This window comes from Acidovorax sp. A1169, from assembly GCF_030704685.1.
Classification (GTDB): Bacteria; Pseudomonadota; Gammaproteobacteria; order Burkholderiales; family Burkholderiaceae_C; genus Acidovorax.
Map to the genome: position 1 here is coordinate 262,607 of NZ_JAUZDX010000004.1, position 10,817 is coordinate 273,423.

A 10,817-nucleotide genomic window follows, 5' to 3' on the forward strand; every position below is an offset into this window, starting at 1 on the left:
ATGAGCGACGCGCTGTCCCCCCCACCCACATCCTCCGACGCCCCACCCTCGCCCGGCCGCCCACCTGGCGCTGCGGCCACCGGTGCGCGCATCATTGCCGTCACCAGCGGCAAGGGCGGCGTTGGCAAGACCTTCGTCTCGGCCAACCTCGCGGCGGCGCTCACGCGGCGCGGCCAGCGCGTGCTGGTGCTCGATGCCGACCTGGGCCTGGCGAACCTGGACGTGGTGCTCAACCTGCACCCCAAGATCACCCTGCACGACGTGTTCACCGGCAAGGCGCTGCTCGAAGACGCCGTGATCCAGGCGCCCGGCGGCTTCTCGGTGCTGCTGGCCGGCTCGGGCATGGTGGAGTATTCGCGCCTCACGCCCGAGGTGCGCAACCAGTTCCTGAACGTGATCCAGGCACTGGCGCCCAATTACGACGTGATCCTGCTGGACACCGGCGCCGGCATCTCGGACGTGGTGCTGTTCTCCATTTCGCTGGCCTCCGAGGTGCTGATCGTGGCAACGCCCGAGCCCACCTCGCTGACCGACGCCTACGCCGCCATCAAGGTGCTGGCCATGCAGCAAAAGCGCCAGCATGTGCGCATGGTGATCAACCAGGCCGCGCGCCCGGGCGACGGCCGGGCCATCACCAGCCAACTGCAGCAGGTGCTGGACCGCTTCGTCAGCACCGAGTCGGGCCGGGCCGTGCGCCTGATCCACATGGGCGACATCCCGGCCGACCCGTCGGTGCGCGACGCCGTGATGCGCCGCCAGCTGCTGCTGCTCAATACGCCGGGCTGCCCCGCGTCACTGGCCATCGCCCAGCTGGCCAACAAGATCGAGACCACGCTGCTGGTACCGGCTCCCTGAGGGAGCCTGGCGGGCAACCCGCCAGGCTACAGGCCGGCAGCCGCGCGACAATCGCAATCGGGGCCGTGACCACGCCCGCCCGGAGAGTCGCCCCCCCCGGCGAACACTCCCTTCCCCGAACCCGTGTAAACAGGCCATCGCCGTGAACGACGTCCTCAATATCTCCTGCTACCAATTCGTGCCGCTGCCCGACGCGCATGCGCTGCGCGACCTGCTGCACGAACGCGCCACTGCGGCGCAGCTCAAGGGCACCATCTTGCTGGCCGAAGAAGGCATCAACTTCTTCCTGGCGGGCCCGGCCGCAGCGGTGCGCGGCTTCGTGGATGCACTGCGCACCGACGCGCGCTTTGCCGACCTGGCCCCCAAGGAGAGCTGGTCGGACACGGTGCCCTTTCGCAAGATGCTGGTCAAGGTCAAGCGCGAGATCATCCGCATGGACCACCCCACCATCCAGCCCTCCACAGGCCGCGCCCCGGCGGTGACGCCGGCCACGCTGCACCGCTGGCTGGCGCAAGGCCACGACGACGAAGGCCGCGAGGTGGTGACGCTCGACACCCGCAATGCCTTCGAGGTGGACCACGGCACGTTCGACAACGCCATCGACTGGCGCATCGACAAGTTCACCGAGTTCCCCCCCGCCCTGCGTGCCCACAAGGAGGAACTCGCCGACAAGACGGTGGTGAGCTTTTGCACGGGCGGCATCCGCTGCGAGAAGGCCGCCATCCTCATGCGCGAGGAAGGCCTGCCGCATGTCTACCAGCTCGAAGGCGGGATCCTCAAGTATTTCGAGGAAACCGATGGCGCCCACTACCATGGCGGCTGCTTCGTCTTCGACGAGCGCCGGGTGCTGGCCGCCGACCTGTCCACCGACAAGCCGGAAGGGGCCTGACTGGTCCACTGAAACCGAGAAATCGGCAGTGCGCCGGGGTGGCAGCGGGATGCAGCGCAAGGCGCGGGCTTTGCCAAGGCTGGCCACCTTGGCAAAGCCTGCAACTCCGCGATGCGCCCGCTGCCACCCCGGCACGCAGGGTGAGGGCCTGGCAGGGCCGCACTCGTCGTTGCCGTGCTCGCCGGGTGCACAACCCGGCTGCGCCCGCCGCCTAGATTGCGGCCCTGCCAGGCCCTCACGCACCGCCGATTTCTCGGTTTCAGTGGACCCTTGCTCAGTCCGCGCGGAAACGGTGCTCCGGCAGCGGGATGAATTCCATCTCGCCTGGCACCACCTTCATGCGCCCTGCTTCCCAGTCCCCGGCGGCCTGCACGATGCGCTCCTTGCGGCTGGAGACGAAGTTCCACCACATGTGGCGCGGCCCGTCGAGCGCGTCGCCACCGATGACCATCAGGCGCACAGCGCTGTCGCCGGCCTGCAGCCGCACGGGGGCCGCCGCAGCACCTGCGGGCAGTACCGCCAGGGTGTGGTCGGGCAAGGGCTCGCCATCGAGCAGCAGCTCGGCATCCACGGGGTAGAGGGCCATTTCCTGCGCCAGGGCCGCCGGTAGCTCCAGCACGCCGCCCGCAGGCAGCTGCACGTCGAGGTACAGCGTGGGCGCATAGGTGGCCACGGGCGAGGTCTGGCCAAAGGCCGTGCCGATCAGCACGCGCACCACCGCATCACCCACCTGCGCCTCGGGAATGGCAGCGGCCGGCGTGTGCACGAAGGAGGCATCGACCTCCTCGGCCGCCACCGGCAGCGCCGCCCACAGCTGGATGCCGTGGTTCACATAGGTCGTCTCGGCCAGGCTCTCGGGCCGGCGCTCGGAGTGCACGATGCCGTTGCCGGCCGTCATCCAGTTGATGGCGCCGGGCTCGATCTGCTGCACATAGCCCAGGTTGTCGCGGTGCATGATGGCGCCGGAGAACAGGTAGGTCACCGTGGCCAGGCCGATGTGCGGATGGGGCCGCACATCGTGCGCCGCGCCGGGCACCACCGACACCGGGCCGAAATGGTCGAAGAAGATGAACGGCCCGACCGAGCGGCACTGCACAGCAGGCAGCAGACGGCGCACGGTGAAGCCGCCGCCCAGGTCCTTGGCATGGCCGGACAGCCGCAGCACGCCGCTCATGACGATGCTCCAGAGCGCTGGACGGGAAGGTGATGGAGGTGTCGGGTCATGGGGGCTCCTGTGGGGATGGCAGCGATGGATCGTCAGTCTTGAAAGCGCGCAGCCAGCTCGGCCACACGCTGTCCCAGCACGCGCGCGGTGTCCAGGTCGCCCGGCGCCATCTCGCCGGCCGAAGCGTCGGACGGGGATTGCGCCATGGCACCACTGTAAGCGCCCAGCCAGTTCACGTCGTTGCGCGTGGCGGCCTTGGAGTTCGATGGCAGCACGCCCGCCCCCACCCACAGGCCGCCATGCTGCATGGCCAGGTGGAACAGGTAGTCGAGCGTGATCTGCTTGTCGCCATTGGTGGCGGCGCTGTTGGTGAAGCCGGCGAACAGCTTGTTCTTCCAGGCCTGGCTGAACCAGGGCTTGGACGATGCGTCGGCAAAGCGCTTGAATTGCCAGCTGGGCCCGGCCATGTAGGTCGGTGAGCCGAAGATGATGGCGCTGGCGGCGGCCAGGGCTTCCCAGCCGCCTTCGGGCAGGCTGCCGTCCGCATCGATGGCGATCAGCTGCGCACCCGCGCCATCGGCCACGGCCTGGGCCATGCGCTGGGTGTGGCCGTAGCCCGAGTGGTAGACGACAGCGATCTGCAGCATGCGGCGGTTCCTTGCAAGGTTAAGACGCCATCATGCCGCAGGATGGCGATGTCAGTTGGAAGAACGGCGTGCGTCCACGCTCCAGCCACCGGCGCCGAAGGCCGCCAGGGCCAGCAGGCCACCTGTCACGCCCACGTTCTTGAAGAACATCAGCTGCTGCATCATCTGCTTGTCGGCCGGCAGGGCCCAGTAAGCATGGAAGAAGAAGCTGGCCACCAGCGTGAAGAACGCCAGGGCCAAGGCCGCGAACCGGGTACCGAAGCCGAAGACCAGCGCCAGGCCACCCAGCACTTCTACGGCAGCAGCCAGGCCGGCCGCCACGGTGGGCATGGGCAGGCCCACGGAGGTGATGTAGCCCACGGTGCCGGCAAAGCCGGTGAGCTTGCCGATGCCGGCAGGCAGGAACAGGGCGGCCAGCAGCAGGCGCGAGGCCAGGGCCAGGGGGTTTTGCAGGGAATTGAACATGGTGGACTCCTTGAGGTAACAGGTAAAGAACAGGGGGCGAACAAAAAACGGGTCAGGGGGCCAGATCGAACACCAGCACTTCGGCATCGCGGCCTTCGGCCAGCGCCAGGGCCGTTTCCTTCTCGATCAGCGCGGCATCACCGGCCGACAGCGCCTGCCCGTTGACCTGCAGCGCGCCGCGCACCAGGTGCACATAGGTCTTGCGGGCCGGGTCGAGCGCCAAGGTGGCCGACTCACCGCCGTCGAACAGGCCCGCGTAGATCGTGGCGTCGGCGTGCACGGTCACGGAGCCTTCGGCCCCATCGGGCGAGGCCACCCGGCGCAGCGTGCCGCGCTTTTCGGCATCGGTAAAGGCCTTTTGCTCATAGCCGGGTGCAATGCCCTGCACGTCGGGCAGCAGCCAGATCTGCAGGAAATGCGTGGTCTGACCCTGTGCATGGTTGAACTCGCTGTGCTGCACGCCCGTGCCCGCGCTCATGCGCTGCACGTCGCCGGGCGGAATGCCCTTGATGTTGCCCATGCTGTCCTTGTGGGCCAACTCGCCTGACAGCACGTAGCTGATGATCTCCATGTCACGGTGGCCATGGGTGCCAAAGCCCATGCCCGCGGCGATGCGGTCTTCGTTGATCACGCGCAGGTTGCCAAAACCCATGTGCTCGGGATCGTGGTAGCCGGCGAACGAAAAGCTGTGGTACGAATACAGCCAGCCATGGTCGGCGTAGCCGCGGTCTTGGGATTTGCGAACAGTCAACATGGTGTGTAGCCCTTTCAAGACGCAACTTTAGGCCCGTGCACCCTGTTCCGGGCGCTGGCGCATTGATGGCACGATTCAAAAAAATTGAACTACCATGGCACCACCATGCAAAACCCACGCGATGTGCTGACCCCCGACAGCCTGGCCATGCTGCAGGTGATCGCCGAGGCCGGCAGCTTTGCGGCCGCAGCGCGCCAGTTGGGCCTGGTACCCAGCGCGCTGACCTACCGCGTGCGCCAGATCGAGGATGCGCTGGACGTGCTGCTCTTTGACCGCAGCGCGCGCCAGGCCCGCCCCACCGAGGCCGGCGTGGAGCTGTTGCGCGAGGGCGCGCGGCTGCTGCAGGACATCGACGCCGTGGCCCACCGCGTGCGCCGCGTGGCCACGGGCTGGGAGCCGCAGCTCACGATCTCGGTCGATGGTGCCATTTCCCCGCACACCATGATGGAGCTGGTGGATGCGTTCTACGCCATGGCGCCCCCCACCCGCTTGAAGCTGCGCGACGGCATCATGACCGGTACGCTGGAGGCCCTGACCTCGGGCCGGGCGGACCTAGCCATCGGCGTCACCATTGCAGGATCCAGCGTCGCAGGCCTGCAGCAGGCCACGCTGGGCGACCTGCTGTTCATCTACGTCGTGGCGCCGCACCATGCACTGGCCTCGGTGCCCGAGCCCATCACCGATGCCACCCTTTTGCAGCACCGCGCGGTGGCAGTGGCCGACTCGGCCCTGCGCGGCGGCGCCACCATGGGCCTGCTGGGCGGGCAGGACGTGCTCACGGTGGACACCATGCAGGCCAAGGTGCGCGCCCAGTTGCGCGGCCTGGGCGGCGGCTTTCTGCCCGAACCCATGGTGCGCCCCTACCTCGAAGCCGGCCGGCTGGTGACACGCAAGGTGGCGCGGCCCGAACGCCGCGTGCCCATCCACTACGCCTGGGGAGGCCCAGGCTTCACCGCGCCCGGCCGCGCGCTGCAGTGGTGGCTCAACCAGCTGCAAAGCCCCGCCACACGCCGCGCACTGCTGGAAAACCACCATCATTTCTGATGCGCAGCCCTGCGCGGGGCGTGTAGAGTGGTCGGTGTCGGAGTTTTCCTGCCAACCGTTCCCGAAAGGCCTCCCATGAGCAAACCTGTTTCTCGCCCTGCCAAACGGCCCCGACGCCCTGCATCCAGCCCTGTGGCTGCTGCGGCGACCACGACGACAACCCCCTCCACCCGCCAACCCGCCGGCAGTGCCAAGGCCCCCCGGCACTTCGCCATCATCGGCGCCGGCATGGCCGGCATTGCCTGCGCCCGCACCCTGGTGCAGGCGGGCCACCAGGTCACCGTCTTCGAGAAATCCTCCGCCGCTGGCGGGCGCACCACCACCATCGACTCACCCTTTGGCGGCTTCGATGCCGGTGTGCAGTACTTCACCGTGCGCGATGCGCGTTTTGCGCGCGCCATCGACACCGTGCCCGGCGTGTGCAAGCGCTGGAGCGCCAATTCCGTGCGCGTGCTCGATGCTGCCGGCCGCGTGACCGCCGCCGGCCTGCCCACGCGCGAAGCCCACTGGGTCGCCAGCCCCGGCATGCAATCGCTGGTGGCCACCTGGGCCGAACCGCTGGCCCAGGCCGGCCGGCTGATCACCGACACCCGCGTCACGCGCATCGAGCATGACGCCTTGAACGCCCCCGGCTGGCAGTTGCGCACCGAAGGGCCCGACGGCGGCCACCACGTGTACGCCGGCTTCGACGCCGTGCTGCTGGCCCAGCCCGCCACGCCCGCGCAGGCCCTGCTGTCCACCTCGGCCATCGACAGCAGCCTGTCAGCGGCCCTGTCCAGCGTTGCCATCGCCCCCTGCTGGACGCTGATGCTGGCCTATCCGCAGGCCGTGCGCCCGGGCCTGACCACCCTGGGCCCGCAGTGGAATGCCGCGCGCAGCACGCACCACCGCATTGCCTGGCTGGCCCGGGAATCCTCCAAGCCCGGCCGCCCCAGCGTGGAGCGCTGGACCGTGCAGGCCAGCCCCGCCTGGTCGGCCGAGCACCTCGAAGACGATGCCGAGCGCGTGCAGGCCAAGCTGATCAAGGCCTTTGCCGAAGTGACCGGCATCCGCGCGCAACCCGCGCACGCCCAGACCCAGCGCTGGCGCTATGCCCAGACCACCCACCCCCTGGGCCGCAGCCACCTGTGGGACGCCCAGCTGGGCCTCGGTGCCTGCGGCGACTGGTGCCTGGGCCACCGCCTGGAAGATGCCTTCGTGTCCGGACTGGAGCTGGCCCTGGCCGTGGCATGAAAGAAGGCGAGGACCCTGTGCAGGGCCCCGGGTCCGGCTACATCGGCCGCTTTGCGCCGTCGCCGACAGGGCCCCTGCATGCAGGCTCGCTGGTTGCCGCCCTGGCCAGTTGGCTCGACGCTCGGGCCTTCAACGGCGGGCACGGCGGACGCTGGCTGGTGCGCATCGAGGATGTCGACACCCCGCGCTGCATCTCGGGCGCGGGCGAGATCATCCTGCAGCAGCTGGCCGCCTGCGGGCTGGTGCCCGACGAGCCGCCGCTGTGGCAGTCCGCGCGCGGTGCCTTCTACCAGCAGGCACTGGATCGCCTGGTGGCCGAAGGCGCGGCCTACCCCTGCGCCTGCTCACGCAAGGACATCGAGGAGGCGCAGCTCGCGCTCGGCCATGCGCGCGAGCGCCATGCGGCCCTGCCCTATCCCGGCACCTGCCGCCATGGCCTGAATGGGCGGGGCGGCCGGTCGTGGCGGTTTCGGGTGCCCGAAGGCCTCTTGCCCACGCGCTGGAACGACAGGCGCCTGGGTGAACAGCGACAAGAGGTGGCGGGCGAGATCGGCGACTTCGTGCTGCGCCGCGCCGACGGCCTGTGGGCCTACCAACTGGCCGTGGTGGTGGATGACGCGGCCCAGGGCATTACCCACATCGTTCGTGGGGAGGATCTGGCCGACAACACCCCGCGCCAGATCCTTCTGCAGCACGCCCTGGGCGCACCCACGCCGCAGTACCTGCATACCCCCCTGGTCCGTGGCGACAACGGGGAGAAACTCTCCAAGCAGAATGGCGCCCAGGCCCTGGACCTGCACGATCCCCTGCAGGCCCTGGCCCAGGCGGCACAGGCCCTGGGGCTGCCTGCGCTGGCACATCCGCACAACACTTGCACGGGGGATGCGCTGGCGCAATGGGCCAAGGCGTGGTTCAGAAACTACAATGGCCCATCGTGACCGAACTGCCATCCCTTTCCCCCGCCCCCGACAGTGCGGCGCCCGCCGCCAGGGGCCCCCAAGTCGGCAACACCGCGCCCGCTGGCGTTGCCCACCCCAAGACCATCAAGAGCTTTGTGCGCCGCGCCGGGCGCACCACCACGGGCCAGGCCAAGGCCTTCGAAGACCTGGGCCCGCGCTTCGTGCTGCCCTACACCGCCGCGCCGCTCGACGCCGCTGCCGCCTTTGGCCGCACGGCCCCGCTGATCCTGGAGATCGGCTTTGGCATGGGCGAAGCCACAGCCCACATTGCGCGTGTGCGCCCCGATGACAACTTTCTGTGCTGCGAGGTGCACGAGCCCGGTGTGGGTGCCCTGCTCAAGCGCATCGGCGAGCAGGAGATCGGCAACATCCGCATCCTGCAGCACGATGCCGTGGAAGTCATCGACCACATGCTGGCACCGGCCAGCCTCGATGGCGTGCACATTTTCTTTCCCGACCCCTGGCACAAGACCAAGCACAACAAGCGCCGGCTGATCCAGTCGCCGCTGGTGGCCAAGCTGGCCGCCCGGCTCAAGCCCGGCGGCTACCTGCATTGCGCCACCGACTGGCAACCCTACGCCGAACAGATGCTGCAGGTGCTGGGTGCCGAGCCCCTGCTGGCCAACACCGCCAGCGGCTTTGCGCCGCAGCCGGACTACCGCCCACTGACCAAGTTCGAGAACCGCGGCCTGCGCCTCGGGCATGGTGTGTGGGATATTGTGTTTGTGCGACGCAATTAGCGCCCCCTCCACCGGACGACCGCCATCACCGCGCCTATGAAGCCCATCCTGCAACACCTGGTTGAAATGACCGGCCACCGCGACCACCTGCGGCTGGAGGTGTCGGTGCTCTCCACCCTGCAAAAACTCAGCGGCATCAAGGCGGTCCGGGCGCTGGAGCTGTTCACCGACAAGGGTGTGGCCCATGTGCGCCCACGCACCTGGGTGGAGGACGGGCAACTGGTCTCCACCGACTCCGAGGCTGCCGCCGACCCCCGGCGCGAACTGCTGGAGCAGTACCCCGAGCTGTGCGAATGCGTGAAGAGCCAGGGCGACAGCGCGCTTTCGCACCGCCCCGGGCGCCATACGCTGTGGCTGCCGGTATGGATGCACGAGAAGGTCAGCACCTGCCTGGAGATCACGCAGTCGCGGCCGTTCTCTGCCCACAAGCTCGAGGTCATCAAGGGCGTGTTCCTGGTCTACCAGAACTACCAGAACCTGCTGGACTACAGCGAGCGCGACGCGCTGACCGGCCTGTTCAACCGCAAGACCTTCGACGAGCAGTTCTCCCGCACCGCCAGCGGCCTGAGCAGCAACCGCCCGCAAAGCGCAGAAGCGCTGGTCACCGAAGAAGTGGCCTCCGACAGCGAGCCCGCGCAGAACTGGCTGGCCGTGGTGGACATCGACCACTTCAAGCTGGTCAACGACCGCTTCGGCCACCTCTACGGCGATGAGGTGCTGATCCTGATCGCCAACATCCTGCGCACCTCGTTCCGCTCGCACGACCGCATCTTCCGCTTTGGTGGCGAGGAGTTCGTGGTGCTGCTGCGCAACATCACGCTGGCACGGGCGCACAAGGTGTTCAACCGCTTCCGCGAGACCGTGCAGGAGTACGACTTTCCGCAGGTGGGCCGCGTGACGGTGAGCCTGGGTTTCGTGGGCACCTCGCGTGGCTCGCCGGTCGAAATTCTGGGCCAGGCCGATCAGGCGCTGTATTACGCCAAGGAGCACGGCCGCAATCAGGTCTGCTTCTACGAAGACCTGATCGCAGGCGGGCACCTCACGGCCAAGGTCTCCAACGACGATGTAGAGCTGTTCTGACCCGCCGAGGGCCTACAGCAGGCCTTTGTGCTGGTCAGCGGCTGAACGCCTTGCCCAGGGCGGCCCGCAACTCCTTGCGCGACTGCTCGCGCGCCACCGGGTGGCCACCCACATGCACGCCCTGCCCCGGGTACACCCCGTTGGGCACGTCGGTGCGCAGGCGCAAGGGCACGGTGCCATCGAAGCCATGGTAGGCGCCTTCGTAGGCCACCACCCGCACCTCGCGGCTGCCCGGGATATCGTCGCGTGGTGTGCCGCGCGGCGCAGCCAGGGCCTGGCAGGGTGCGGCGGGGGTCCAATCGTCGGCCTTGCCGACCAGCATCAGCGTGTCGGTCGCCGGCCGGTAGCCGCCGCGCAGGTCGGAGCCACAGCCGGGGTAGAACGCCACGGCAAGGCGGGGCAGCACCTTTGCCGCCGCCACGTCGGCATGGCGCAGGTTGCTGGCGGCCAGCACGGCACTGCCGCCGTGCGACCAGCCCAGCAGCGCCAGCCGCTGGCCGTCCACACCCGGCTGGGCGGCCAGCCACTGCAGGGCGGCCAGCGCATCGCGGCGGCGGTCGTTCTGGGTGATTTTGCGCGTGCCCACGCGCTGGGTGCACAACTCCTTTTCGCCGCGCGGTGTCAGCGAATCCACGGCCAGCGCATGCCAACCCTGCTGGTTGAGCAGGTCGGCGTACTCACGCATGCGCTCGGCTGGCTGGCCGCGCCGGTTGAGCATGCCGCCGCAGCCGTGCAGCATGACCACGGCAGGCAGGGGCCTGGTGTCCTTGCCGGTGGCCGGGGCCAGTGCTACGGGCGGGCGGTACCACCAGGCCTGCAGGGTCACCGTGCCACCCGAGTCACCGGCAGGCGCCTGGAACTGCACGCGCTCGACGGCATCCGAAGGGGCGCCTGAGGCACAGGCCGCCCATAGCCCCAAAGCCATGGCGAGCAGGCACCGGCCCGGCTTGAAGATCAGCACAGGCAGGTCCATCCGGTGTACCTGC

The 10,817-nt window shown here is 68.8% G+C and carries 12 protein-coding genes; 7 read left to right on the top strand and 5 right to left on the bottom strand.

From position 1 onward, the window contains the following. Entirely contained in the window at nt 1-855 is an 855-nt protein-coding gene (locus QYL93_RS09645; RefSeq protein ID WP_305743446.1) for a MinD/ParA family protein, read from the top strand. A 142-nt stretch (nt 856-997) separates the two neighbouring features. After that, nucleotides 998-1,744, top strand: a complete 747-nt coding sequence (locus QYL93_RS09650) for a sulfurtransferase (RefSeq protein ID WP_305743447.1) — start codon at nt 998-1,000, stop codon at nt 1,742-1,744. Between the two features lie 274 nt (nt 1,745-2,018). On the opposite strand, the gene QYL93_RS09655 is transcribed toward QYL93_RS09650, so the two are convergent. The 4 genes from QYL93_RS09655 to QYL93_RS09670 form a co-directional block, all read right to left on the bottom strand. Then, nucleotides 2,019-2,918: a pirin family protein gene (locus tag QYL93_RS09655; RefSeq protein WP_305743448.1), complete on the bottom strand. Its 900-nt coding sequence runs from the start codon at nt 2,916-2,918 to the stop codon at nt 2,019-2,021. An 83-nt stretch (nt 2,919-3,001) separates the two neighbouring features. Then, nucleotides 3,002-3,556: a flavodoxin family protein gene (locus QYL93_RS09660; RefSeq protein WP_305743449.1), complete on the bottom strand. Its 555-nt coding sequence runs from the start codon at nt 3,554-3,556 to the stop codon at nt 3,002-3,004. A 51-nt stretch (nt 3,557-3,607) separates the two neighbouring features. Next, nucleotides 3,608-4,021, bottom strand: a complete 414-nt coding sequence (locus QYL93_RS09665; protein WP_305743450.1) for a DoxX family protein — start codon at nt 4,019-4,021, stop codon at nt 3,608-3,610. 52 nt (nt 4,022-4,073) lie between these two features. Beyond that, nucleotides 4,074-4,775 (bottom strand): pirin family protein, encoded by a 702-nt coding sequence (locus QYL93_RS09670; protein WP_305743451.1) that lies wholly within the window; start codon nt 4,773-4,775, stop codon nt 4,074-4,076. A gap of 105 nt (nt 4,776-4,880) precedes the next feature. Here QYL93_RS09670 and QYL93_RS09675 point away from each other — a divergent pair, with 105 nt between their 5' ends. From QYL93_RS09675 to QYL93_RS09695, 5 genes are all read left to right on the top strand, one after another. Continuing rightward, the gene (locus tag QYL93_RS09675) at nt 4,881-5,819 is read left to right on the top strand and encodes a LysR family transcriptional regulator (RefSeq protein ID WP_057269757.1); all 939 of its coding nucleotides are present in this window, start codon (nt 4,881-4,883) and stop codon (nt 5,817-5,819) included. Between the two features lie 75 nt (nt 5,820-5,894). Then, entirely contained in the window at nt 5,895-7,052 is a 1,158-nt protein-coding gene (locus tag QYL93_RS09680) for an NAD(P)/FAD-dependent oxidoreductase (protein WP_305743452.1), read from the top strand. Then, nucleotides 7,049-7,990 carry a tRNA glutamyl-Q(34) synthetase GluQRS gene (gluQRS, locus tag QYL93_RS09685; RefSeq protein WP_305743453.1) on the top strand — a complete coding sequence of 314 codons (942 nt, stop codon included), beginning with the start codon at nt 7,049-7,051 and terminating at the stop codon, nt 7,988-7,990. Before QYL93_RS09680 ends, gluQRS begins: the two co-directional genes overlap by 4 nt. Further along, on the top strand, nt 7,948-8,751 hold the full coding sequence (gene trmB / locus QYL93_RS09690) for a tRNA (guanosine(46)-N7)-methyltransferase TrmB (RefSeq protein ID WP_305743454.1): 804 nt from the start codon (nt 7,948-7,950) through the stop codon (nt 8,749-8,751). The genes gluQRS and trmB overlap by 43 nt, the downstream gene beginning before the upstream one ends. Nucleotides 8,752-8,787: 36 nt before the next feature. Next, entirely contained in the window at nt 8,788-9,831 is a 1,044-nt protein-coding gene (locus tag QYL93_RS09695) for a GGDEF domain-containing protein (RefSeq protein WP_305743455.1), read from the top strand. A gap of 34 nt (nt 9,832-9,865) precedes the next feature. On the opposite strand, the gene QYL93_RS09700 is transcribed toward QYL93_RS09695, so the two are convergent. Then, a complete protein-coding gene (locus QYL93_RS09700; protein ID WP_305743456.1) occupies nt 9,866-10,804 on the bottom strand; it encodes a dienelactone hydrolase family protein in 939 nt (312 codons plus the stop codon). Nucleotides 10,805-10,817: the final 13 nt, after the last annotated feature.

Excerpts from the sequence above, each read along its gene's own strand:
- QYL93_RS09645 (WP_305743446.1), top strand. The coding sequence starts at position 1 with ATGAGCGACGCGCTGTCCCCCCCACCCACATCCTCCGACGCCCCACCC.
- QYL93_RS09670 (WP_305743451.1), bottom strand. The coding sequence starts at position 4,775 with ATGTTGACTGTTCGCAAATCCCAAGACCGCGGCTACGCCGACCATGGC.
- QYL93_RS09675 (WP_057269757.1), top strand. The coding sequence starts at position 4,881 with ATGCAAAACCCACGCGATGTGCTGACCCCCGACAGCCTGGCCATGCTG.
- gluQRS (WP_305743453.1), top strand. The coding sequence starts at position 7,049 with ATGAAAGAAGGCGAGGACCCTGTGCAGGGCCCCGGGTCCGGCTACATC.
- QYL93_RS09695 (WP_305743455.1), top strand. The coding sequence starts at position 8,788 with ATGAAGCCCATCCTGCAACACCTGGTTGAAATGACCGGCCACCGCGAC.
- QYL93_RS09700 (WP_305743456.1), bottom strand. The coding sequence starts at position 10,804 with ATGGACCTGCCTGTGCTGATCTTCAAGCCGGGCCGGTGCCTGCTCGCC.
- QYL93_RS09665 (WP_305743450.1), bottom strand. The coding sequence starts at position 4,021 with ATGTTCAATTCCCTGCAAAACCCCCTGGCCCTGGCCTCGCGCCTGCTG.
- QYL93_RS09680 (WP_305743452.1), top strand. The coding sequence starts at position 5,895 with ATGAGCAAACCTGTTTCTCGCCCTGCCAAACGGCCCCGACGCCCTGCA.
- QYL93_RS09660 (WP_305743449.1), bottom strand. The coding sequence starts at position 3,556 with ATGCTGCAGATCGCTGTCGTCTACCACTCGGGCTACGGCCACACCCAG.
- QYL93_RS09655 (WP_305743448.1), bottom strand. The coding sequence starts at position 2,918 with ATGAGCGGCGTGCTGCGGCTGTCCGGCCATGCCAAGGACCTGGGCGGC.
- trmB (WP_305743454.1), top strand. The coding sequence starts at position 7,948 with ATGGGCCAAGGCGTGGTTCAGAAACTACAATGGCCCATCGTGACCGAA.